Here is a 22,843-nt window from a genome sequence, read left to right on the forward strand (position 1 = left end):
CTATAAATGAAAAAGGAGACCGCTTATTCCACATTCAAAAATCAATGTTCTATGCAAGTATTTGGAGAAGCGCTCGCTCGACTCCTGTGGATCAGCGAGACGACCGAGACCCCGCAAGCAGCGTAGCGGCTGAGGAGGCTTGGGCGCGAGCCCACGGAAAGCGAGCGATAAGCTTCGGAAAATACGGTGTCTAACCTTTCTCGAAAACCGAAAAAGCACTGAGCGAGTTACGCTCAGTGCTTTTTTTATCCACCCAGAATCGCTTTGAAAACCGAAGTCGTGTGTCCGCCTTCGTAGAATACATAAAGCAGTAAATAAACGGTAACTCCTGTAATTGCGGTGAAGAACCACACAACACTGGTGAATGGGCCGATCTTGCGGTGTTTGTCGAGGCGATTTTTCAATCCCCAATAGATGGTCACCAGCCCCATTACCGCCCCGATCGTTGCGAGCGTGATATGGAAGATCAGAAAGACGGTGTAGTAAATCTTCAGCTCATCCGGTCCCCCGAATGCTGTGTTTCCGACAAATAGAGTGCGCGAGACATAGATGATGAAAAACGTCAGCGCAGCGGCCCCAGCGCCAAGCATCACTTTTTTATGTGCTTCGATGCGGCGTTTGAGAATCAAGTTCCATCCGATCGCCACCAATATGGCGCTCAAGACGATAAAGAATGTACTGATGGTTGGCAATAGCGGCAAATTCATTTAATTAAACTCCTTTTGGGTCATTGCCCATTATGTCTGAAATACGCCATATCTTTGCGGTCTTGCAAAACTTTAGCGGTAATCTCATCGGCATTGGCTGTTTCATTTTTGAGCCATTCATGGAAGACCAGCCAAATGAATACGGTGAATACCAATTCCTGGATAATCTTCATTGTAATACCGCCAGTGCGTTGGTCTTCAATCAGCGACATGTTCGTGAAGAGTTCGGGGCCTGACAAGTTCAGCTGGGCCAATGTCCCTGCAGGTACGCATAAAGCCATCGCCTGCATCCAAGCTTCCCCGTCTGAATACGTTGCATAAAACGGTGTCGTGCTGAAAATGATCAAAGCACAAGCTGGCGTCATCAAAACGCTCAAACCGAATAAATAGCCCAATTTCTTGAGTCCGTGGAATTTATGCATGCCTTCTAGATTATTGACCACCGGCCACCAGTAAAGAAGTGCCGACACGAATAATAAAGTGCTGACGATGCTGTGGATCAGCATGTCCTGCTTGACGAAATCGAAGACAAGCGGCAAATGGTAAACGGAGAAAAACAAACTGAATAGCAGCAAGGCAATCAAAGGCTTTGTGAAAAACATGAACAGAGGGTTGATGACGGGTAACTCGATGAATGCCCGCCAAATATATGAAGGAATCCCCATGATCACCAGAGGGGCAGCCAATAGCAAGAGCAGCGCCATCTGAACCATATGCATCGTCAAGGTAATATGGCCAAGCAAGTCGACCGGCGAGCCTTTCAGGATGTAGATCAGGGCCATCCCTGAAACGAAGAGCAATGCCTGTTTGGTTTGAAGCGGTTCACTAGCAGTGAATTTATGTCTCCACTTAGTGGTGACCAGAAAATATAAAAGCGTAATCAGTACGAGAAATCCAAAATACCAGGGGCTCCATAACGCTTCGAAGCCAAAAATGCTTATTGGCATTAGACCGTACCTCCTTTTCCTTAAGTAACCTCATTATATAGGGGTTATCACGCTATATCAATGAACGAATCATGACATTTGCCTCTTCTCCCCTGCGTTAAAACAGAAAAACACTCCGGACTTGAAAAGTCCGGAGTGTTTTTTTGATTTTACCACCAAACGATAGTGACCATCGCAAGGACCGTCAAGAAAGCGACAAACATGCCGCTGAACATGAAGAATGCCATCATGCCGTGGCCTTTATTGCTCATGTGCATGAAATTATAAAGCTGAAGCACTACTTGGATTGCAGCCAATAACAAGATAATCGGCACGATCAAGTAATTCGAAAAATCTGCTGCTACTACAGTGAATGCGATTAGCGTCAAGAAGATCATCATAGCGAATGATGTCAACTGGCTGCGCATCTCGGTAGCGCGTTTTCTCTTGATAAATTCAAATTCTGCTCTGGATCTGTGAATATCGTGAGTATCGTGTGCCATATTAACCGATCACTCCCATCAAGTAGACTACAGTGAAGATGAACACCCATACTACGTCAATGAAATGCCAGTAAAGAGCGGCAAGGTAGAACTTCGGCGCATTGTACATGTTCAAGCCACGTTTAGCGTTACGGAGCATCAACGCGATGAACCAGCTAAGCCCGAAGACTACGTGCGCCCCGTGCGTTCCGACTAACACATAGAAGGCGGAACTAAAGGCACTATTGGTAAAGCCAAAGCCTAGATGAACATAATGGTTAAACTCATAAATCTCCAAGCCTAGGAACGCAAGCCCCAAAAGCACGGTAATTCCGAGCCATGCCTGCATTGCCTTGAAATTATGATTCTTCATATGATACATCGCGTAGACACTTGTCAACGAAGACGTCAAAAGAATCATCGTCATGGCAAAAACAAGCGGCAGTTCGAACAAGCCGGAAGCGGAAAATTCCATTCCGCTTGGGCCTTTATCTTTCAACGCAAGATAAGTTGCGAAGAGAGAGGCGAAGGTGACGGTCTCAGCTGCCAGCAGCAACCAGAAACCAACGAACTTGTTCTTCCCTTCGAGCGTCGCCGTTTCAGGATGATCGGGCCAAGTTTGTGGGGTATATCGTTTATTTAAGTCCACCTTTTTTGCCTCCTTCCAGCGCTCTTGCTTCTCTTTGAATGCGTTCGTTATCCGCAATCAATTCTTCTTTTGTTACATGGAAACCAAGGTCATCTTTCAAAGAACGCACAAGCATTGAACCGAATGTGATCGCAAGACCGCCGATCAATACAGGAAGCGCCCATGCATGCCCATCCATATGGTACATTGCGCCAAACGCTGCAATGAACATGCCGAGTGAGATGACGAAAGGAATGAATGATCCGTTCGGCATGTGGATATCGCCGAGTGGCTCAGCATAGACCATGCCTTCTTTATTGCCTTCCATTTTCTCGATCCAATACGGGTCAAGTCCACGGACAAGCGGTGTTTGTGCAAAGTTATAGAATGGAGGTGGTGACGGGATTGCCCATTCAAGCGTACGTCCGTCGCCCCATGGGTCGTTACCGACGCGTTCGCCCTTAACAACTGTCATGACGACATTGACGAGGAGGATGATAACCCCGATTGCCATGAGCAAGGCACCAGCCGAGCTGATTGCGTTAAATAGATCCCAGCCTTGGTCTGCTCCGAACGTATAAACGCGGCGAGGCATCCCCATAAGACCGAGGAAATGCTGGATAAAGAATGTCAAATGGAATCCAGTGAAGAAGAACCAGAACGTCCATTTTCCAAGTTTTTCGCTCAACATCGTACCGAACATTTTCGGCCAGTACAAATGCGTACCTGCCAAAATTGCGAGCACAACACCACCAACGATTACGTAGTGGAAGTGGGCGACGATAAAGTAAGAATCGTGCAATTGGTAATCAAGCGGCGCAATTGCCTGCATAACGCCTGTTACCCCACCGGCTACGAATGACGGGATAAACGCAACTGCGTAGATCATCGGCACTGTGAAGGAAATGTTTCCTCCCCAGATCGTAAGTAGCCAGTTAAAGATTTTAATACCAGTCGGAACTGCGATGATCATCGTTGCAAGGGCGAAGACCGCGTTTGCTGTCGGTCCAAGACCAACTGTAAACATGTGGTGAGCCCAAACCATGAATCCGTAGAAACCGATCAGGATTGTCGCAAAGACCAATGCCGTGTAACCGAATAGGCGTTTGCGGGAGAAGATCGCAAAGATTTCAGAGAAAATACCAAATGCTGGCAAAATCAAGATATAAACTTCCGGGTGGCCGAAGATCCAGAAGAAGTGCTCCCAGATAATGGTGTTACCGCCCATTGTTACATCAAAGAAATTAGCCCCGAACAAGCGGTCGAATACCATGAAGAAGATACCGACAGTCAGTGGAGGGAATGCCAAAAGAATCAACGCGGACGCTACGAAAGTCGTCCAAGTGAAAAGCGGCATTCTCATGTACGTCATACCCGGAGCACGCATATTGATGATCGTAACAAGGAAGTTAATCCCTGCGATCAATGTACCGAAACCGGATATCGTCAAACCAAGCGAGTAGAAATCGATTCCGTGGCCTTCAGAGGCAAGTGCCAAAGAAGCATAGTTTGTCCATCCTGCATCCGGTGCCCCGCCCAAGAACCACGAAAGGTTCAAGAATACGCCACCGAAGAAGAATAGCCAGAACCCAAGTGAGTTCAGGAAAGGAAACGCCACATCACGCGCACCGATTTGCAAAGGTGAGACGGCGTTCATGAATGCCAAGAGAATCGGCATCGCCGCTAGGAAGATCATGGTCGTTCCGTGCATTGTTAAAACTTCGTTATACGTTCCGGCGCTGAGGAAATCGTTTCCGGCTTTCATAAGCTGAATCCGGATCATCATCGCTTCTACGCCGCCGACTAGGAAGAAGAATCCGCCGGAGATCAAGTAGAGGATCGCGATTTTCTTATGGTCTACTGTTGTTAAGTAGTCCCATATTGTAGCGCCGAAACCCTTTTTCTGAGAGTTAGAACTCACAATAGTTTACCTCCTTTTTTAACTTTTACTCTTCAACTTTCAAGCTCATCAAATATGCAGCAAGTGCATTCAGCTCTTGATCGGAAAGTTCTTCGCCATTATTCAATGAAGCTGCGTCAGGCATCAAGTTGCCTGGCTTGTATTGCTGAGGGTCAGCAATCCAGTTTTTCAATGTTTCTTCATCATGCTCCATGAAACCGGCGATTGTTGTACGGTCACCGAAGGTTGTTAAGTTTGGTCCAACTCCTGTTGGCGCACCAGCACTGTTAACTGCGTGACATTGAATACAACTCAAACCATCTGGGCCAAATAGTTCTTCACCCTCTTGAGCAAGTGTTTCAGTAGGAGATTCTTGTTCTTCTTGCATTGCAGCTACCCATGCATCAAAGTCTTCGCGGTTAAGCGTTTTGACTTTGAAATCCATCAACGCGTGGGAAGGGCCGCAAAGCTCGGCACATTTACCGAAGTAAACGCCTTCTTCAAGTTCTGAAGATTCTTTATCGAATTCCAAATAGAAGGTGTTGACGTTTTCAGGGTTGACGTCGAGTTTACCGCCAACAGAAGGAATCCAGAACGAGTGCTTAACGTCTGCAGCAATTAAATTGAAGTAGACGCGTTCGCCAGTCGGGACGACCAGTTCCTGTGCAGTTCGAATTTCCTGTTCAGGATACTCGAATTCCCACCAATAAAGTTTGCCGGTTACATTGACCGTCAAGTTTTCAGCCGCGCCGTCTTCATCCTTTGCGTCCATCGCCGTGACATCAGCCAAGTCGAATGTTGAATAGACCGTCGGAACAGCAAGGATCAAAAGCAGGACGATTGGAATGGCTGTCCAGATAAACTCAAGACGCGCGCTTCCTTCGACTTGTTCAGGAATCATGTCCTCCCCTACTTTTGAACGGCGGAATTTCACAATTGCCAATACATAGATGATAGTGACGACGATAATAACGAATAACATGACAATGGATGACAAAATCAGCAAGTTGAACTGATCTTGTGCAACCTTACCAGCCGGTATCAGCGTCGAGATCTCTTCGCGCCCGCAGCCTGAAAGAAAAACAAGCAAAGCGGTCATCAATGCGAAGAGGCGCCATTTCTTAGGTCCTTTCATCATAGCTTTTCATACCCCTCTCTGAATAAAATGTTTTACAGTTAAGTAAAAGAGAAATTTAGACGAATACTGCGAAAATGATCATCGAGACAAATAAAATCGTCATATAGTTCAACGAGTAGATGAACATTTTCTTCGCCCATTTCAAATCATCCGCTGCTTTAAAGCCTTGTATCGCAAGGACAAGCCATCCGATATTCAAAGCTGTAGCTAAGATGATAAAGCCTATCCCAAGTTCCATAAGCAGGAACGGCAATGGGAAAAGCAGTAAAACCCATGCAAGCATCGATTTTTTTGTCCGGTGGAATCCTTTGACCACCGGAAGCATCGGAATATTTGCAGCCCGATACTCTTCCGTCCGTTTCATGGCAAGCGCATAAAAATGCGGCGGCTGCCAGATGAACATAATCAGAAACAGTGCCCATGCGCCCGTACCGAGCGTCGGCTCCACCGCAGCCCAGCCGATTAGCGGCGGGATTGCGCCGGAAATGCTGCCGACGATCGTGTTGCCGACATGCCGTCTCTTCGACCACATCGAATAGAGCACAACATAAGCCAAGATGCCGGCGATTCCAAACAGACCTGCTGAAACAGAAGCGGAAAACAAAAAGAGTTCGCCTATAACGATGAAAGAAATGGCGAGTGCCAAGACAGCGGATGGCTTGAACCGGCCCGTAACTGTCGGACGGGCTCTTTTGCTAGCCATCAATGGGTCAATATCTGTGTCGATATAATTATTCATCGCCGCTGACCCCGCAATGATCAATGCCGAACCGACGATGGTGTAGACGAGAATATCCATATGATCAAGGAAATTCTGATCCGAAAACTGGAAAGCGAGCCACAGTCCCGTAAAGACGGTAATTAAATTGGAATTCACAATCCCAATCTTAATAAGTGCCAGAAAATCTTTAGTGAACGTGCTCGATTCTACAGCATCGGTCGGTTCTGCAGACAAAGACCGGCCGTTTGACATATAACTCCCTCCTTTCAAAGTTGTAAGCATATTCCGCTAACCATAACTATATCTAAAATCCAGCTTGTTTTCTACATATTACTGAAATTTCCTGATATAAATGATGATTTCACGTAATTGGTCTTACAAATATTCATCTCTAATGATACAGTAGCCTCCTCGTTATTTTAAGATAGAAAAAACGTTGTTTTTGAACAGTTTGTGAAGGTCGCTATTATTATGTCCAATTCTTGAAACTTTAGGCGAACGCCCATTTCTCGTTGTATTTTAAACGTAGTTTCGCTATCATCGAGTATGCAGGTAATCGTTAACGCTAAAAGTTTTTCTAAAAAAAGTAGGTGGCATTTTGAAAAGCAACATTTATATAAAAATATTCGGTGTCTTGGCATCTGTCGGCATGCTGCTCATCCTCCTCGGCGGGGCTTTGGTGACCAAAACCGAGAGCGGCATGGGGTGCGGCCGCAACTGGCCGGACTGCAACGGCAATTTGATTCCGCGGGAAATCACTCCTGAAGTGCTGATCGAGTTCTCCCACCGCCTGGTAACAGGAGTAGTCGGAATTTTGATCGTTGTCTTGGCCGTATGGGCTTGGCGCAAGTTCGGCCATGTGCGGGAAACGAAGTTCCTCGCCTTCATGGCTGTTTTCTTCCTCGTATTGCAAGCATTGATCGGCGCTGCACAAGTGCTATGGGGCCAAGGCGATTTCATTTTAGCGCTCCACTTTGGGATCTCCCTCCTGTCGTTCGCCGCTGTCCTGCTGTTGACCTTGCTCATTTTTGAAGTGGATCGTAAATTCGATGCGGACCGCGTGCAAATCGGCCGCACGTTGAAGTTTCACACGCTCGGCGTAGCGCTATATTCTTATGTTGTCGTCTACACTGGCGCTCTTGTCCGCCATACGGAATCGAGCTTGATTTGTTCCGATTGGCCTTTATGCCGCAATGATCAGTTCGCGCTGCCAAGCAATATGTATGAATGGGTTCAGATGGGCCATCGCTTCGCAGCTGCGCTCATCGTTATCTGGATCGGCGTGATTGCGCTCCACGCGTATCGCCATTACCGCGACCAGCGCGTCATTTATTGGGGTTGGCTTATCGCCTTTACGATCGTGCTTCTCCAAGCCACATCCGGAATGCTCGTCGTCTTGACGAAATTGAATCTGGCGGTCGCCTTGCTCCACTCCTTGCTCATCTCGATGCTTTTCGGATTGTTATGTTATATGGTCCTTCTCGTATCCAGAAGCAAGTTCATTAAATCCAAATAAAAAAATCCGGTGCGAATTCGCACCGGATTTTTTTATTTTATTTTGCTTCCATTTCAATGAGCAGATCGCCCGTTGAAATGCCGTCGCCGGCTGTTACGTAAATTTCCTGGATCGTGCCGTCAAATGGTGCTTGAACGGTGGTTTCCATCTTCATCGCTTCTGTAACCAAAAGATGGTCGCCGCGCTTCACTTTCAAGCCTTTTTCCCCGACTACTTTCAGGACAGTGCCAGGCATTGTCGCTGCGATGTGGTTCTCTTTTGTCGGGTCGGCTTTCGGTTTTGCTGCCGAATCGGTTTCCACTGTCATATCTTGAATGCTGATTTCACGCGGTTGGCCGTTCAATTCGAAATAAATAATGCGCGTGCCGTCTTTTTGCGGTTCGCCGATGGACACCAGCTTGATCATCAAAGTTTTGCCTTTTTCAATCTCGACTTCGATTTCTTCGCTGAGGCGCATGCCGTACAGGAAGGTCAAGGTATCAAGTACCGATACATCCCCGAAGGTCTGATTCGTCAGGCTGTACTCTTCAAATACTTTTGGGTATAGCGCATAGGCCAGCACTTCATGGCTTGTGACCGGGCGCTCCAGCCGCTTAAACAATGTCTCGCGGATCGCGTCGAAATCGGCAGGCTCGAGCAGTTCGCCCGGACGCACTGTAATCGGATCGCGTTCTTTCAAGATCACTTTTTGCAATTCTTTCGGGAAGCCGCCGTGCGGTTGGCCAATATAGCCTTCAAAGAACTCGATGACCGATTCAGGGAAGTCGATATTCTCTCCGCGTGTCAACACCGTTTTCTCATCCAATTCGTTCTGGACCATGAACAAAGCCATGTCCCCGACGACTTTCGATGACGGTGTCACTTTCACGACATCGCCGAATAGCATATTTACGCGGGAATACATTTCCTTCACTTCTTCCCAGCGCATGCCGAGGCCGACCGCTTTTGCCTGCTGCTGCAGGTTGCTGTACTGCCCGCCTGGCATTTCGTGGACATAAATCTCGGAATGCGGGCTGTTCATGCCGCTTTCGAAATCACTATAATACTTGCGGACATCTTCCCAGTAATGGGACATGGTCTCAAGAGACTCGATATCCGCTCTGATTTTCCGCTTGCCGCCGCTCATCGCATAGTACAGCGAGTTGGCACTTGGCTGCGATGTAAGCCCGGCCATTGTGCCAAGAGCAGTATCCACGATGTCGACACCTGCTTCAATCGCTTTAGAATACAGGTAAATTCCGTTTCCGCTCGTGTCATGCGTGTGCAAATGGATCGGCAAGGAAACCGTGTCCTTTAGTTCAGAAACGAGGCGGTACGCAGCTTCCGGCTTCAATAGGCCGGCCATGTCTTTGATTGCCAGGATATGGGCGCCTGCTGCTTCCAGCTCTTTCGCCATATCCTTATAGTATTGAACCGTATATTTATCGCGGCTCGGGTCCAAAATGTCACCTGTATAGCAAATCGCAGCTTCTGCGACTTTGCCCGAGTTGCGGACTTCATCGATGGCAACTTCCATCCCTTTAATCCAGTTGAGGCTGTCGAAAATACGGAATACGTCGATGCCAGCTTCAGCCGATGTCCGTGCAAACTCGCGGATGACATTATCCGGATAGTTTTTATAGCCAACTGCGTTCGCTCCGCGGAACAACATCTGGAACAAGACGTTCGGAATGTCTTCGCGCAATTTGATGAGGCGCTGCCACGGGTCTTCCTTCAAGAAGCGGTAAGAGACATCGAATGTCGCCCCTCCCCACATCTCCATCGAGAATAAATCACTTTGAAGCCTGGCAGTTTCTTTTGCGACTGCAAACATATCGTGTGACCGCATGCGCGTTGCAAGCAGCGATTGATGCGCATCGCGTAAAGTCGTATCCGTTAGCAGCACATCGTCTTGCTCGAGTATCCACTTTGTCAAACCTTCTGGACCGCGCTCATCGAGGATTTGCTTTGTGCCTTGTGGAACTTCCGTAATGATGTCGATTTCCGGTTTGCGCGGTGCGGCATGGATCGGTTTCTTTTTCTGCTCGATTCCTGGGAAGCCATTTACCGTCACATTGCCGATATAGCTAAGCAATTTCGTTCCACGGTCTTGGCGCACAGGGAATTTGAACAATTCCGGTGTTGTGTCGATAAAACTCGTGTCAAAATCTCCATTAATGAAATTTTTGTGTTTTACCACATTTTCAAGGAACGGGATATTCGTTTTGATGCCGCGGATACGGAATTCCTGTAAATTGCGGTCCATCTTCGCTGCCGCTTCTTTGAACGTTGTTGCCCAAGTGGACACTTTAACGAGTAATGAATCGTAATATGGGGAAATGACCGCTCCCTGGAAACCGTTTCCGGCATCCAGGCGTACGCCAAATCCGCCGCCTGAACGGTAGACCATCAGTTTTCCGGCATCCGGCATGAAATCATTCAATGGATCTTCTGTGGTCACGCGCGATTGAATGGCGAATCCGAACAATGGGATATCTTCTTGTTTCGGAATGGCAATCGTTTCGCTATGCAGCATATGCCCGCGGGCAATATGAATCTGCGCATGGACGATATCGATGCCTGTAACCATTTCGGTGATCGTGTGTTCAACCTGGATGCGGGGATTTACTTCGATAAAGTAAAATTCATCTCCCGCTACCAGAAATTCCACTGTCCCGGCATTTATGTAATCGATGTTTTTCATTAATTTAACAGCAGCGTCGCAAATTTCATTGCGTAATTTATTGCTGATCGAGTTGGATGGCGCGATTTCCACGACTTTCTGGTGGCGTCGCTGAATGGAGCAGTCACGTTCATACAGATGGACGACATTTCCTTCTGCATCACCAAGGATCTGCACTTCGATGTGTTTCGGTTTGTCTACGAATTTTTCCACATACATTTCGTCGGAACCGAAAGCAGCTTTCGCTTCGGATTTCGCACGTTCGTAAGATGACGACAATTCACTGGCGTCTTTGACGATGCGCATGCCGCGTCCGCCACCACCTAGTGATGCTTTGATCATCAACGGGAATCCGGCTTGTTCAGCAAATGCCTCTACTTCAGCCAATGATTCGACAGGGCCATCCGTTCCCGGAATGACAGGGATGCCGGCAGCGATCGCCTGGTCACGGGCTTTGACTTTATCGCCAAACATATCGAGATGGCGGGATGTCGGCCCAATGAATACGATGCCTTCTTCTTCACAGCGACGCGCAAAATGCACGTTTTCGGATAAAAATCCGTACCCTGGGTGAATGGCATCCACGCCTGAGTCCTTGGCGATGCGAATGATGTCTTCAATGTCCAAATAAGCATCGATCGGCTTTTTTCCTTTGCCGACTAAATACGATTCGTCAGCTTTGTAACGATGAAACGAACCGCTGTCTTCCTGCGAATAAATCGCAACTGTCCGAAGATTCAGTTCTGTACAGGCGCGGAAGATCCGAATGGCAATTTCTCCGCGGTTGGCTACTAAGATCTTGTTAATCTCTTTCACTCCGACGCACACCCTTTACTTTTTCGTTTTTTCGTATTTATTGAACATGGAAACATTCATTAATACTCCCATAGCTAACGATAACAAAATTACCGAAGTTCCGCCATAGCTGATAAATGGAAGTGTCACGCCAGTCAGCGGGATGATGCCCGAAAGCCCGCCAAGATTGACGAAGGACTGGATGCCGATCATGCTTGCAACACCTGCTGCGAGCATGCGCGCAAGTGGGTCGCTGGTGGTCATGGCGATCCACAACCCGCGCAGGACAACGAAGCCCAATCCGCCGATAACGACGAAGACACCCAAAACGCCGAGCTCCTCAGCGATGACCGACATGATGAAATCCGTATGGGGCTCTGGCAAATAGCCGAGCTTCTGGATGGATTGGCCAAGGCCGAGGCCGCTGAGCCCTCCAGAGCCGATAGCCAAATACCCGTTGACGATCTGGAAGCCGAATCCGAGTTCATCGGAAAATGGATTGAAAAAGGCGTCGATGCGCCCCATGCGCTTTTCAGTAAAAATAAGATCCTGTGCGAATACCATCATGGGCACAATGACCACTGCTGTTGCAGTGATTACAATACCGGCTAACTTTACGAAGGGCTTCAAACGCACCCCGGAAGCAGCCATAACGCACAGGCCTACTGCGCCAATAATGACCATGGAACCCAGGTCCGGTTCGAAAAACACTAAAATTAATACAGCTGTCAAAATGATAACCGGCGGGATGATCGATTCATTCAGTTTGTTGATGGACCCGTTGCGGTATTTATTTGAAAACACCCCAGCCAAATAAAAGATCAAGCCGACTTTGGCGACTTCAGATGGCTGGATATTGACGAAACCAAGGCTGATCCAGCTTTTCGCACCACCTGCCGCAAATCCGATCATATGGACCAGTATAAGCCCGGCAAAAATGACAGCGAGCACCGTCGCCATCATCCATTTTTTCTTGAAATGTTTATAGGGGAATACAGCGGCAAGCAGGAATACTGGATAAGCGATGGCCAAGTTGACCAATTGCTGTATGTAGAAGCGGTCCGGTGAATCGTTATAATAGTTAACAGACCAGGCCATGCTGGAGGAGTAAATCATGATCAGGCCAAAAATGGTCAGCGCCAGGTATGCAAAGAGAAGCGGGTAGTCTATGTACTTGCCGTATTTCTTGATGTAGGATTTCATTGTTTTTATACCTCATTCAATTGGATTCATTAGTAAAAAAACTCAAACTGGAATCGTTTGAGTTTTAGGTCATTTATTTGTATACGCGTCATGGAGGATGGACAGTTTCTTCTCCAGCGTATCCATTAAATTTTTACCGGTCTCACGTTCGATCAAGCCAAGTTTGACAGCGAAATCGATTTCCCGTGATAAGCCAAACATTTGCGTATCAAGAACTTCTTCATATAAAGGGCAGGAAGGCAATGTAAGATGATCCATCTGCACCTTGATCAATTGCTCAATTTTCTCTGCATCAGCTTTAAGGAGTTCCAGCGCTTTTTCCTGATAAGTCTGTTCTTCTGTATGTTCCATGAGGACTCCCCCATCACTTGTATTTCTGCTCCATTAGCCTGTTTAAAGTGTATCTTCTACAGTGTCAAATTGCAAGTCTCTCATGAAAGGGATTAAACCCTTTGGGAATTGTATGTGAACAGTTATACTGAAGAAGAGAGATACTATAATGGAGGGTTTTATTTATGGAATTCATCATACCGTTCAAAGGGCAAGTCACATACAAACTGACCTTGGATCCAACCGTATGGATTTTTGACGACCGCAAACTGGATCTTAAGACATTCTTCACAGAAGAGCATGTCGACAAGGATGATCTTGAAGAATACAAACGCGGCATGGGCGAACATTGGTCGCGTGAAATCATGGAAGGCGCCACGGTTCCGCCAACCTTGAACTCCGAAAAGAAATACAAGCGCCAGGAAAAGCAAGACATGCTGACAGGTACATTCGGCATGCGCTTCCAGCCATTCCTCGACAATGCAGAGCCGGCTGATGGCGCATCGAAAGTTGTGTTCGAAACCACCTCAGGTGAACATGATTTCCCGATTGAAGATGCCAAGCAATTGATCTTTAAATTCAGCCAGGATGGAAAGCCGCTTCGCGAAGACGGGCCGGTCCACATCCTGTTGCCGGACGGCTCGAATGTTGATCAGCCGATTACCCACGTCTCTGCCATCCGGGTCGAATAGGAGGAATGACTATGCGTGTTCAATGCGTCATTTGCGATAAGATCGAAGAATTGGAAGACGATACGCTGCAAGCCAAGCGCTTGCGCAACCGGCCGATCCACACCCATATGTGCGAAGAATGCCACGACCGCATCACCAAACGGACCGAAGAACGGCTAGCGACGGGCCATTTCCATTTTTTCCGCAGCTCCCGCAGCATCGAGGATGATTTCTGATGAAAATACTCAAAGGCTTATGGATCGGTTTCTGGAGCGGCCTCATTCTTGGATTGTTGCTGAAGTGGATGCAGGCAGTGACCGGCGTCCGAAATTATGAATTGCTGTTGAATGTCGACTTCATCCCGCTGGTTAATCAAGTGAATTGGTCGGAACTGACCGAATTCGTATTTCATTTGATTATTTCACTGGTAATCGGCATCGTTTATGTGTATATCGCCAAGCGCCGCCGTTATACGTTCGGCCAATTGACGATTATCAGCCTGGTGCTGACCTTGCCAACCTATATCCTGTTTTTCCCGCTGTCCATGCTGGCGGTAGAAGCCGATGTTCCGGCACCGACCGATATGGGGGCATTCCTTTATTGGATTCTGGCCCATCTGACATATGCACTACTCTTGCCAATACTCTACAAAATGTTTGAACGCAAAAACGCTGCTTCTCATTGAGAAGCAGCGTTTTCGCGTTTTTCACGCCATAGGCGAATTTTGTAAAGGATGAGAATCAATGCGGCAATAACCAAGCCCTCGACAACGGGCAGGAAAAAGGCCAAGAATGTCAGGCCTAATCCTCCCGCAGCCAAGAACAAGATAATGACTGCATTTTTTCCGATCGATAATTTTTTGGCAAAGCCCAGCTTGTACACAAGTGCCGATAGCAGGAAGATGACTGCAAACAGTGCATATCCTGCCATTTCATAACTCGGCAAGTTTTGATAAAGCACACGGGCTACCGGATACATATTTTCATAGACAAAAGCCTGCTCGTCCACGGATTATACATCCTTCCAGTTGTTTATTCTTCGATGGCTACTTTCTTTTTCTTCGCCATGCGCTCGCGTTCATTCTTATCAAGAATTTTCTTGCGCAAACGGATTGACTGAGGAGTGATTTCGCAGTACTCGTCATCGTTCAAGTATTCCAATGCTTCTTCAAGGCTCATAAGACGCGCTTTTTTCATCGTAGTCGTCTGGTCTTTGTTGGCAGAACGGATGTTAGTCGCTGCTTTGATCTTGACGATGTTGACTGTCAAATCGTTGTCGCGGTTATGTTCACCGACGATCATGCCTTCATAGATTTCAGTTCCGACTTCAACGAATGAAGTTCCGCGATCTTCGATGCCCATCAAGCCGTAAGTTGAGGATTTGCCGCGTTCCATAGAAACGAGCACGCCTTGGCGACGGCCGCCTACGCGTCCTGAAGCAACTGGCTGATAGCTGTCGAATGTGTGGTTGATGATTCCGTATCCGCGTGTTTGCGTCAGGAATTCAGTTGTGTAGCCGATCAATCCACGGGCTGGTACGTTGAATACCAAACGGACTTGTCCGCTTCCGTTATTGATCATGTCGAGCATTTCACCTTTGCGTTCACCAAGTGACTCGATGATTGCGCCAGTGTATTCTTCAGGAACATCTACTTGAACGCGTTCAACCGGTTCACAGCGGACGCCATCCACCATGCGGACGATAACTTCAGGTTTCGACACTTGAATCTCGAATCCTTCACGGCGCATGTTTTCAATCAAGATCGATAGATGCAATTCGCCGCGGCCCGAAACGACCCATGCATCAGGGGAATCAGTAGGATCGACGCGCAAGGAAACGTCTGTCTCCAATTGAGCATCCAATCTTTCCTGGATTTTTCTTGATGTGATGAACTTGCCTTCTTTACCGGCGAACGGGCTGTTGTTGACAAGGAATGTCATTTGCAGCGTCGGTTCGTCGATGCGGAGAATCGGCAATGCTTCTTGATGGTCTTGTGGGCATACTGTCTCGCCGACGTTGATGTCTTCGAGGCCAGAGATTGCGATCAAGTCGCCTGCTTCGGCTTTTTGGATCTCAATGCGCTTCAAGCCCATGAATCCGTGGATTTTCGTGATACGGAAGTTTTTGACAGAGCCGTCCAGTTTCATCAAGGAAACGGATTGCCCAACTTCGATCGTACCGCGGAATACGCGCCCGATACCGATACGGCCGACATAGTCGTTGTAATCAAGAAGTGCCACTTGGAATTGCAATGGCTCATCGCGGTTATCGATCGGTGCCGGTACGTGGTCCATGATGGCATCATAGATGACCTGCATGTTTTCTTCTTGGTCAGATGGGTCAGATGATAGACTTGCCGTTCCGTTCATGCCTGATGCAAAAATAACCGGGAATTCCAATTGATCGTCATTTGCTTCAAGTTCGATGAACAATTCGATGACTTCATCGACAACTTCATCAGGACGCGCGAAATCGCGGTCAATTTTGTTGACGACTACAATCGGTTTGAGGTTTTGCTCAAGCGCTTTTTTCAACACAAAGCGTGTCTGTGGCATACAGCCTTCGTACGCATCGACAACGAGCAAGACACCATCAACCATTTTCATGATACGCTCTACTTCACCGCCGAAATCGGCGTGTCCAGGAGTATCCAAAATGTTGATTTTAGCGTCTTTATATTGAATCGCGGTATTTTTCGCTAGGATTGTGATTCCGCGTTCTCTTTCAATGTCGTTTGAGTCCATCGCCCGCTCATCAACATGTTCGTTTGATCGGAAGATTCCTGATTGCTGAAGCAACTGATCCACCAATGTCGTTTTGCCGTGGTCAACGTGTGCGATAATTGCAATGTTTCGTAAATCGTTTCTAAGGTTAGTCATACTTTCACTCCAATATTCTTTTTTCGAGCCTATAACTGTGCTAGTATAGCACATATAGGGGAAAAACCCTACGATTTTATTTTCTTGTATGCAGGAGGTTAAATGGTATGAAAGAAGCGATCATAGAATCATGGCATAATATAAAATGGATTTTTGTATTATATTCATTCGCGGCAATTGGGGCAATGGTGCTCATCGGCGTCGCAGTGGCACTTCGCAGCGTAACCGGCGTTTTCCTCTCCATCCTATTGCTATTGGTCATCATGGGCTTTGGATTCAAACGCAAAAAAGAAATGCGCGATGCAGGCGTATTATAAACAAAAAAAGGGGCTGCCCAAAAGGTCATATTCCATGACCTTTTGGGCAGCCCCTTCTTGCTTTCTAGCAAAGTATAAAAAAATCGCCCTTTCTGTTAAATGGGCATTGCCCCCCTCCTGCAGAAAGAACGATTTTATGCGCAATCCATTTTCAGCTTTATTATGTTTGCTTCGGCTTGATATAATCCTGGAGCAGTTTTCCGTGAATAGACGGATTAGCAGCTACGAAGGTATCCGATTTCAGGAGATTTGCCGCTTCACCTGAAAAATTACTCGCGACAGCCCCGACTTCTTTAGCCATGACCAAGCCACCGGCAATATCCCAAGGCGATAGCCGCATGGAAATATAGGCGTCGAGGCGACCGCTTGCAAGATAGGCGAGTTCAAGCGCCGCAGAACCATAAGAACGCATGCCGCGCGCTTCATGGACGAGGCGTATTGTCGCTTCATGCTCTACGTGCCGGTTCGGCGTTGCCCACATGGTGTTCATGCCGATAATCGATTCGCTGATATCTGTCTCGATCAAAGGCTTCAGCCGTTCATCGTTGTAATAAGCTCCGCCGCCTGCAATTGCATGATATAAATCGTCATTGATGACGTCATAGATATACCCCATCTTCCCTACGCCATCTTCATAAATACCGAGAGAAATGGCGAAATTGCGTCTTTGGTGCACAAAATTCATCGTGCCGTCTATTGGATCGAGCATCCATACAGTGCCGCTCAAATCCTCGATTCGATCTCCAAAACCCTCCTCACCGAAAACGCGGTGGCCAGGAAAATCTTCCCGGATATGCTGAATGAAGAATTTCTCCACTTCTTTGTCTACATTTGTGACTAAATCGTTTGCATGAGCTTTCGTATCTACTGAAATATCACTGAGAAATGAATTTCGGATCCGATGCCCCGCCTCTTTAATCATCGATTTTATGTAACGATCCATTGCGTGCTGGTCCATGTATGAGCTCCTCCTTGTTTGTTTACAGTATAACGAAAAAAGCATCCACTGTCTTTTGCCAGCAGATGCTTCTACGGTATAGGTCTTTGTTTACAATGCATGAAGAGCCTCCAGTTCTACTTGTATTTCTGCCAGCCGTTTCTTGCTCTTGTCCTTCTGGCTGCTATCATTTTGCTGCATGGCATCATACAAGGTGGCCAATTCGTAATCAAGCTCCAGCTTCAACGTGTTGATATACTCTTTTTCTACATCCGCTTTCCGGATGATCTGTATCATCTGTTTCATAAGTGAGCGCCCCCCTTCCCTCATAATCGGAATATTCCGATTGTGATGTTTGTTACACATCTTTACCCCGTTTTTTCCTGCTGAAAACTTATTTATATTCATTCTTCGCAAACTTCGTTAAAATAAAACCTGATGATTATTTAAGGAGGGGATGTCCGTGAATCCATACTGGACTGAACAGGATTTTGAAGTATTCGAAACCCCAGGCCTCGAGGCGCGCATGGAAGCATTATCGTCGCATGTGCGGCCAAAATTCGAATCATTGGGCCAAGACTTTTCCGCTTATTTCTCCGGGGAAACCGGGGATGAATTTTTCCCGCATGTCGCGAAACACATGCGCCGGACCGTCAATCCGCCCAATGATAGCTGGGTAGCATTTGCGCCTTATAAACGCGGCTATAAGGCCGTGCCGCATTTCCAGATCGGGCTTTGGGAAAGCCATGTATTTGTCATTCTTGCTGTCATTTACGAAGCGCCCGGCAAACCGCAAATGGCGAATCAACTGATTTCCACTGGGGCATTAGCCGACTTGCCAGCCGAATTTGTCGTTTCGGGCGATCATATGAAACCTGAAGCCGAAGCCATCGCATCGCTCGGCGAAGAGGGCATCGAAAAGCTGCTGACACGCCTGCGCGATGTTAAAAAAGGGGAACTCGTCATCGGCAGGCATTTGGCACGTGCTGATGCTGCTGCGCTTGATAAAGACGGATTCTATGCTTTTGCAGAAGAAACATTCCGCGAGCTGCTTCCGGTTTACCGGAATTTGCTCCAAGCAAACGAAAAAAACCGCCGTTCATCGCTGAACGGCGGTTTTTTTATCTTTTGATGCGGATCAATTCATCGCCTGAAGCTTCTTTCATCTTCTTGACGACCGCATAACTGACATAACCGCTTTCTTCTTCGAATTCACGGAAGTATGTCTTTTCTTCAGCCATCGATGGCACGACTTTCTTGAACTTGCGGTATTTGTCCATCAGTTCCTGCCGCTTGATTCCTTTTTCGCAAGCTTTTTCTATCGCCTCAAAAAATTCAACGACATCAACGATCTCATCGGTCGTCCAATCGATGGAAAATGGATATGAATATTCCATGGCCTTCACCTACCCTCTTTCAATAATCCCCCAGCGTTTTCGGATTTCTTCAGTTTGCTGGATCATCCGGTCGAACAATTCCTGAACAGTCGGCACATCCTGGATCAAGCCTGTCACTTGCCCTGCCCAACCGAATCCTTTTTCTCGCTGCCCGTCATAGATGTAGCGTTTATTGGCCGTGCCGCTGATATAATCTTTCAGCGCTTCATAGCTCGGTGTCTCTTTTTCGATTTCCAAGATGCGATCCGTCCATGCATTGGACAAAGTACGGGCCGGTGCACCGATGCTGCGCTTGATAATAACTGTATCGTTTTCTGTGCTGTCAATCAACTGCTGTTTATACAGCTGGGACGCGTGAATGCATTCTTTCGTTGCAATGAAGCGCGTGCCCATTTCAATTCCTTCTGCTCCGAGTGCATGCGCCGCCATCCACCCGCGGCCATCGCCAATGCCGCCTGATGCGATCACGGGAATCGATACAGCATCAACGACTTGCGGAATCAGGACCATTGTTCCGATATCATCACGGCCGAGATGACCACCACCTTCATGCCCGACGACCATGACGGCATCCGCACCAAGCGATTCTGCCTTTTCAGCTTGGCGCCTTGCTGCCACCAACACCAATTTCTTGATATCGGTGCCTTCCAATTGTTCAAAGATCGGTGTCGGGTTGCCGCCAGTCATTGATACCACAGGCACCCGTTCTTCGATTGCTACATCGAGCATATGCGAAAATGCCCGTCCATGCTCGCCAATCGCAAAGTTTACACCGAACGGCTTGTTTGTCAATTCACGGACTTTGCGGATTTCTTCACGCAATTCTTCTGGCCCCGGCAAACTCATCGCCGTAATCTGCCCAAGTCCTCCGGCGTTCGAGACAGCTGCGGCCAGGTCCGCATATGCCAAATATGCCAATCCTCCTTGGATGATCGGGTAGTCGATTCCAAGCAGTTCGGTGATTCTTGTCTTAAATGCCATAATCCCACTCCTTTTTTGTCCTCTATTTGTCTATTCGCTTCAATTTTAAAATTCCCTTTTCAATGCATGCAGCTTGTCCCGCACGGACGAAAATAACTCAGGCATCGATGCTATAGGTATAGTAACGCAGCGTCTTGCATGCTATAATTTCTCTTGTTTTCATTTTGATAAAGTGAGGTGCACGTCCCATTGTCACAACTCGAAACTCCGCTCTTTGATGCTCTATTGAAGCATCGGAACCGGCATCCTATACAATTTCACATTCCCGGCCATAAAAAAGGCCAAGGAGTCGATCCCGCTTTCCGGGAATTTGTCGGCGATAATATCCTGTCAATCGACTTGATCAATATAGCACCACTCGATGATCTGCATTCACCAAAAGGCGCTATTAAACAAGCGCAGGAATTGGCAGCGCAGGCATTCGGTGCAGACCATACCTTCTTCTCGGTCCAAGGAACGAGCGGCGCCATCATGACGATGATTTTGAGTGTCGTCGGGCCGAACGATAAAATCCTCGTCCCGCGCAATGTTCATAAATCGATCATGTCAGCGATCGTTTTTGCCGGCGCCATTCCCGTCTTTATCCATCCGGAAGTTGATCCGGAACTCGGGATTTCTCATGGCATTTCGCCTGAATCGGTGGAGAAAGCCTTGATTGAATATCCCGATGCCAAAGCAGTGCTCGTCATCAACCCGACTTATTTCGGTGTCGCGGCTGATTTAAAACGCATCGTCGATATCGCCCATGGCAAATCCATTCCAGTGCTTGTCGATGAAGCGCATGGCGTCCATATCCATTTCCATAAATCCTTGCCGGTTTCCGCGATGGCAGCTGGAGCGGACATGGCTGCCACCTCCGTGCATAAACTGGGCGGCTCCATGACACAGAGTTCTGTGTTGAATGTGCGTGAAGGATTGGTGTCGCCGAAGCGTGTCCAGGCAACTCTATCGATGCTTACGACGACATCCACTTCTTATCCGATATTGGCATCGCTCGATACGGCACGGCGCCAGCTCGCGATCCACGGTTTTGACCTAATCGATCAGACAATCCGGTTGGCCCAGGATGCGCGCAAGCGGATCAATAAGATTCCGCATCTATTATGCGTCGGAAAAGAATTGCTCAATTCTTCCGCGACTTACGATATGGATCCGACCAAATTATTGATCAGCGTTAAAAATCTCGGCATCACCGGCCACCAGGCGGAAGAATGGCTGCGCGAGAACGCCAATATCGAAATTGAACTATCCGATTTGTATAACATCCTCTGTCTCGTCACGCTCGGCGACAGCCGGAAAGAAATTAATTTGCTTGTCAATGCCTTGCAGCGTATGAGCGAAGCTTTGGAGACCGAACATGCGATTTCAGAACCGATTGTCTTATTGCCTGAAATTCCACGGCTTGCGATGACGCCTCGCGATGCTTTCTACGCAGAGACGGAAATCATTCCGATCGATGAAGCGGTAGGACGCATCTCAGCCGAGTTCATCATGGTTTATCCACCGGGCATCCCGATTTTTATTCCGGGGGAAATCATTACCGAGGAAAACATTTCCTACATCCATACAAACGTCAAAGCCGGGCTGCCGGTACAGGGGCCTGAAGATGATTCGTTGCAAACACTTCATGTCATCAAAGAACATCATGCATTCCGTTGACAGAAAGCCAAAAGGATCCAGCGCAAATTGCGCCGGATCCTTTTTTAGGATTGGATTTCTTCTATTTCATCCGGATCTACAAATTCATAGCCTTTGTCGCGCAGCCCTTCGATGATTTGCGGCAGCGCTTCATTCGTCCACTCCCTGTCATGCATCAGCAGATTCCCGCCGCTATTGAGTTCCGGGGCGTTGACCATAATTTCCGTCAAAGCTTGCGGCTCCATATAGCCTTGCATGAAATCGTAGCCGTACGTCCAGTTCATGCGCACCATACCCTGTTCTTGGGCGAGTGCTTTGCTGAACTCAGTGTTTACGCCAAACGGGGCACGGAAAAATTTCGGCGCCTCTCCGATGATCGCTTCCACATGCTCATTCAGTGAGACGATTTCATCTTGCTGGACGCTTTCTGTAGACTGCTTCAAATTCACATGGGTGTTGGTATGATTGCCGATCGCAAAGCCCATATCGTGAATTTTGGACAAGGTCTCTTGCTCTTCTTCTGTATCCAAGAAATGGCCATTGACGAAAAAGATCGCCGGGACATCAAGTTCTTTCAAGGTTTCGGCCATTTCAAGCGAATATGTATCCGGTGCATCGTCGATCGTGATCAAGACCGCTTGTTCATTCGCATCCCCAATCGGTTCGACTTTTGAATTTTCCGGATTGATGCGATAGCGCGGCTCGGTCGCTTTTTCGCTGTCTTCTTCCGAGGTTTGCTCTTCCTCGTTTTCCTGCTCGTCTATTTCTGCTTGATCGGACGAATCGGATTGTTCACTTGCGGATTGCTCTGACGCCACATCTTCCTCAACATCCGTTTGCGCCGATTGTTCTTGTGCTGTATCTTCCGGCTCTGAAGCAGCCTCATCAGAACAAGCCCCGAGCAAAAATATAGTACATGCTGGCAGCAGCCAATTTTGTTTTTTCATAATCATCCTCCTTATGTGAAATTTTAACATACTTAGGGCGTGCAAGGCATAGAAAAAAGGACCGCATT

General features: G+C 47.6%; 24 protein-coding genes. 7 read left to right on the forward strand and 17 right to left on the reverse strand.

Translation table 11 applies throughout. The features are described 5' to 3' along the window. Window positions 1-245: 245 nt before the first annotated feature. From G3255_RS11170 to cyoE, 7 genes are all read right to left on the reverse strand, one after another. Window positions 246-707, reverse strand: a complete 462-nt coding sequence (locus tag G3255_RS11170; RefSeq protein ID WP_211654525.1) for a DUF420 domain-containing protein — start codon at window positions 705-707, stop codon at window positions 246-248. Between the two features lie 20 nt (window positions 708-727). Continuing rightward, on the reverse strand, window positions 728-1,654 hold the full coding sequence (gene ctaG / locus G3255_RS11175; protein WP_211654526.1) for a cytochrome c oxidase assembly factor CtaG: 927 nt from the start codon (window positions 1,652-1,654) through the stop codon (window positions 728-730). Window positions 1,655-1,803: 149 nt separating this feature from the next. After that, window positions 1,804-2,136: a cytochrome c oxidase subunit IVB gene (gene ctaF, locus G3255_RS11180; RefSeq protein ID WP_211654527.1), complete on the reverse strand. Its 333-nt coding sequence runs from the start codon at window positions 2,134-2,136 to the stop codon at window positions 1,804-1,806. Between the two features lies 1 nt (window position 2,137). Next, window positions 2,138-2,764 (reverse strand): cytochrome (ubi)quinol oxidase subunit III, encoded by a 627-nt coding sequence (locus tag G3255_RS11185; protein ID WP_101190599.1) that lies wholly within the window; start codon window positions 2,762-2,764, stop codon window positions 2,138-2,140. Further along, complete coding sequence (locus G3255_RS11190) at window positions 2,751-4,664, reverse strand: cytochrome c oxidase subunit I (RefSeq protein ID WP_211654528.1); 1,914 nt, start codon at window positions 4,662-4,664, stop codon at window positions 2,751-2,753. Before G3255_RS11190 ends, G3255_RS11185 begins: the two co-directional genes overlap by 14 nt. A gap of 25 nt (window positions 4,665-4,689) precedes the next feature. Then, a complete protein-coding gene (coxB, locus tag G3255_RS11195; protein WP_211654529.1) occupies window positions 4,690-5,781 on the reverse strand; it encodes a cytochrome c oxidase subunit II in 1,092 nt (363 codons plus the stop codon). Between the two features lie 55 nt (window positions 5,782-5,836). Continuing rightward, a complete protein-coding gene (cyoE, locus tag G3255_RS11200; protein WP_211654530.1) occupies window positions 5,837-6,754 on the reverse strand; it encodes a heme o synthase in 918 nt (305 codons plus the stop codon). A 346-nt stretch (window positions 6,755-7,100) separates the two neighbouring features. On the opposite strand from cyoE, the gene G3255_RS11205 reads away from it, so the two are divergent. After that, window positions 7,101-8,018: a COX15/CtaA family protein gene (locus G3255_RS11205; protein WP_283092918.1), complete on the forward strand. Its 918-nt coding sequence runs from the start codon at window positions 7,101-7,103 to the stop codon at window positions 8,016-8,018. A gap of 37 nt (window positions 8,019-8,055) precedes the next feature. Here the strand turns inward: G3255_RS11205 and pyc are convergent, their stop codons facing one another. The 3 genes from pyc to G3255_RS11220 all read right to left on the reverse strand — a co-directional run bounded on the left by pyc (window position 8,056) and on the right by G3255_RS11220 (window position 13,029). After that, the gene (gene pyc / locus G3255_RS11210; protein ID WP_211654531.1) at window positions 8,056-11,496 is read right to left on the reverse strand and encodes a pyruvate carboxylase; all 3,441 of its coding nucleotides are present in this window, start codon (window positions 11,494-11,496) and stop codon (window positions 8,056-8,058) included. 15 nt (window positions 11,497-11,511) lie between these two features. Then, window positions 11,512-12,678, reverse strand: coding sequence for an FtsW/RodA/SpoVE family cell cycle protein (locus tag G3255_RS11215; protein ID WP_211654532.1), 1,167 nt, complete (start codon window positions 12,676-12,678; stop codon window positions 11,512-11,514). A gap of 69 nt (window positions 12,679-12,747) precedes the next feature. Beyond that, the gene (locus G3255_RS11220) at window positions 12,748-13,029 is read right to left on the reverse strand and encodes an Fpa/YlaN family protein (RefSeq protein WP_058383475.1); all 282 of its coding nucleotides are present in this window, start codon (window positions 13,027-13,029) and stop codon (window positions 12,748-12,750) included. 164 nt (window positions 13,030-13,193) lie between these two features. Here G3255_RS11220 and G3255_RS11225 point away from each other — a divergent pair, with 164 nt between their 5' ends. From G3255_RS11225 to G3255_RS11235, 3 genes are read left to right on the forward strand one after another with little or no spacing between them, the layout of a single operon-like run. Next, complete coding sequence (locus G3255_RS11225) at window positions 13,194-13,700, forward strand: peptidyl-prolyl cis-trans isomerase (RefSeq protein ID WP_211654533.1); 507 nt, start codon at window positions 13,194-13,196, stop codon at window positions 13,698-13,700. Window positions 13,701-13,711: 11 nt separating this feature from the next. Further along, window positions 13,712-13,915: a YlaI family protein gene (locus tag G3255_RS11230; RefSeq protein WP_058383473.1), complete on the forward strand. Its 204-nt coding sequence runs from the start codon at window positions 13,712-13,714 to the stop codon at window positions 13,913-13,915. Continuing rightward, window positions 13,915-14,364, forward strand: a complete 450-nt coding sequence (locus G3255_RS11235; RefSeq protein WP_211654534.1) for a hypothetical protein — start codon at window positions 13,915-13,917, stop codon at window positions 14,362-14,364. Before G3255_RS11230 ends, G3255_RS11235 begins: the two co-directional genes overlap by 1 nt. On the opposite strand, the gene G3255_RS11240 is transcribed toward G3255_RS11235, so the two are convergent. Together G3255_RS11240 and typA are read right to left on the reverse strand one after the other, a co-directional pair. Next, window positions 14,358-14,687 (reverse strand): YlaH-like family protein, encoded by a 330-nt coding sequence (locus G3255_RS11240; RefSeq protein WP_058383471.1) that lies wholly within the window; start codon window positions 14,685-14,687, stop codon window positions 14,358-14,360. The genes G3255_RS11235 and G3255_RS11240 overlap by 7 nt on opposite strands. 23 nt (window positions 14,688-14,710) lie before the next feature. After that, window positions 14,711-16,558: a translational GTPase TypA gene (gene typA / locus G3255_RS11245; protein ID WP_211654535.1), complete on the reverse strand. Its 1,848-nt coding sequence runs from the start codon at window positions 16,556-16,558 to the stop codon at window positions 14,711-14,713. A gap of 107 nt (window positions 16,559-16,665) precedes the next feature. Between typA and G3255_RS11250 the strand changes: the two genes are divergently transcribed. After that, complete coding sequence (locus tag G3255_RS11250) at window positions 16,666-16,875, forward strand: YlaF family protein (RefSeq protein ID WP_211654536.1); 210 nt, start codon at window positions 16,666-16,668, stop codon at window positions 16,873-16,875. Window positions 16,876-17,035: 160 nt separating this feature from the next. On the opposite strand, the gene G3255_RS11255 is transcribed toward G3255_RS11250, so the two are convergent. Together G3255_RS11255 and G3255_RS11260 are read right to left on the reverse strand one after the other, a co-directional pair. Beyond that, a complete protein-coding gene (locus tag G3255_RS11255) occupies window positions 17,036-17,833 on the reverse strand; it encodes an inositol monophosphatase family protein (RefSeq protein WP_211654537.1) in 798 nt (265 codons plus the stop codon). A gap of 90 nt (window positions 17,834-17,923) precedes the next feature. Then, entirely contained in the window at window positions 17,924-18,118 is a 195-nt protein-coding gene (locus G3255_RS11260) for a YkzI domain-containing protein (RefSeq protein ID WP_058383467.1), read from the reverse strand. Window positions 18,119-18,275: 157 nt separating this feature from the next. Between G3255_RS11260 and G3255_RS11265 the strand changes: the two genes are divergently transcribed. Then, the gene (locus tag G3255_RS11265) at window positions 18,276-18,944 is read left to right on the forward strand and encodes a YktB family protein (RefSeq protein WP_442757079.1); all 669 of its coding nucleotides are present in this window, start codon (window positions 18,276-18,278) and stop codon (window positions 18,942-18,944) included. Here the strand turns inward: G3255_RS11265 and G3255_RS11270 are convergent. Both G3255_RS11270 and G3255_RS11275 read right to left on the reverse strand, forming a co-directional pair. Next, window positions 18,934-19,209 (reverse strand): UPF0223 family protein, encoded by a 276-nt coding sequence (locus G3255_RS11270; protein ID WP_211654539.1) that lies wholly within the window; start codon window positions 19,207-19,209, stop codon window positions 18,934-18,936. The genes G3255_RS11265 and G3255_RS11270 overlap by 11 nt on opposite strands. 9 nt (window positions 19,210-19,218) lie before the next feature. Then, window positions 19,219-20,190: an NAD(P)H-dependent flavin oxidoreductase gene (locus G3255_RS11275; protein WP_211654540.1), complete on the reverse strand. Its 972-nt coding sequence runs from the start codon at window positions 20,188-20,190 to the stop codon at window positions 19,219-19,221. Window positions 20,191-20,379: 189 nt separating this feature from the next. On the opposite strand from G3255_RS11275, the gene G3255_RS11280 reads away from it, so the two are divergent. Beyond that, on the forward strand, window positions 20,380-21,849 hold the full coding sequence (locus tag G3255_RS11280) for an aminotransferase class I/II-fold pyridoxal phosphate-dependent enzyme (RefSeq protein WP_211654541.1): 1,470 nt from the start codon (window positions 20,380-20,382) through the stop codon (window positions 21,847-21,849). A gap of 44 nt (window positions 21,850-21,893) precedes the next feature. On the opposite strand, the gene G3255_RS11285 is transcribed toward G3255_RS11280, so the two are convergent. After that, window positions 21,894-22,775, reverse strand: coding sequence for a polysaccharide deacetylase family protein (locus G3255_RS11285; protein WP_211654542.1), 882 nt, complete (start codon window positions 22,773-22,775; stop codon window positions 21,894-21,896). Between the last annotated feature and the right edge of the window lie 68 nt (window positions 22,776-22,843).

The organism is Planococcus sp. MSAK28401 (genome assembly GCF_018283455.1).
GTDB lineage: Bacteria > Bacillota > Bacilli > Bacillales_A > Planococcaceae > Planococcus > Planococcus alpniumensis.

Coding starts and splice junctions, on each gene's coding strand:
- G3255_RS11170 (WP_211654525.1), bottom strand. CDS start 707: ATGAATTTGCCGCTATTGCCAACCATCAGTACATTCTTTATCGTCTTG.
- ctaG (WP_211654526.1), bottom strand. CDS start 1,654: ATGCCAATAAGCATTTTTGGCTTCGAAGCGTTATGGAGCCCCTGGTAT.
- ctaF (WP_211654527.1), bottom strand. CDS start 2,136: ATGGCACACGATACTCACGATATTCACAGATCCAGAGCAGAATTTGAA.
- coxB (WP_211654529.1), bottom strand. CDS start 5,781: ATGATGAAAGGACCTAAGAAATGGCGCCTCTTCGCATTGATGACCGCT.
- cyoE (WP_211654530.1), bottom strand. CDS start 6,754: ATGTCAAACGGCCGGTCTTTGTCTGCAGAACCGACCGATGCTGTAGAA.
- G3255_RS11215 (WP_211654532.1), bottom strand. CDS start 12,678: ATGAAATCCTACATCAAGAAATACGGCAAGTACATAGACTACCCGCTT.
- G3255_RS11220 (WP_058383475.1), bottom strand. CDS start 13,029: ATGGAACATACAGAAGAACAGACTTATCAGGAAAAAGCGCTGGAACTC.
- G3255_RS11225 (WP_211654533.1), top strand. CDS start 13,194: ATGGAATTCATCATACCGTTCAAAGGGCAAGTCACATACAAACTGACC.
- G3255_RS11230 (WP_058383473.1), top strand. CDS start 13,712: ATGCGTGTTCAATGCGTCATTTGCGATAAGATCGAAGAATTGGAAGAC.
- G3255_RS11235 (WP_211654534.1), top strand. CDS start 13,915: ATGAAAATACTCAAAGGCTTATGGATCGGTTTCTGGAGCGGCCTCATT.
- typA (WP_211654535.1), bottom strand. CDS start 16,558: ATGACTAACCTTAGAAACGATTTACGAAACATTGCAATTATCGCACAC.
- G3255_RS11250 (WP_211654536.1), top strand. CDS start 16,666: ATGAAAGAAGCGATCATAGAATCATGGCATAATATAAAATGGATTTTT.
- G3255_RS11255 (WP_211654537.1), bottom strand. CDS start 17,833: ATGGACCAGCACGCAATGGATCGTTACATAAAATCGATGATTAAAGAG.
- G3255_RS11260 (WP_058383467.1), bottom strand. CDS start 18,118: ATGAAACAGATGATACAGATCATCCGGAAAGCGGATGTAGAAAAAGAG.
- G3255_RS11270 (WP_211654539.1), bottom strand. CDS start 19,209: ATGGAATATTCATATCCATTTTCCATCGATTGGACGACCGATGAGATC.
- G3255_RS11275 (WP_211654540.1), bottom strand. CDS start 20,190: ATGGCATTTAAGACAAGAATCACCGAACTGCTTGGAATCGACTACCCG.
- G3255_RS11285 (WP_211654542.1), bottom strand. CDS start 22,775: ATGAAAAAACAAAATTGGCTGCTGCCAGCATGTACTATATTTTTGCTC.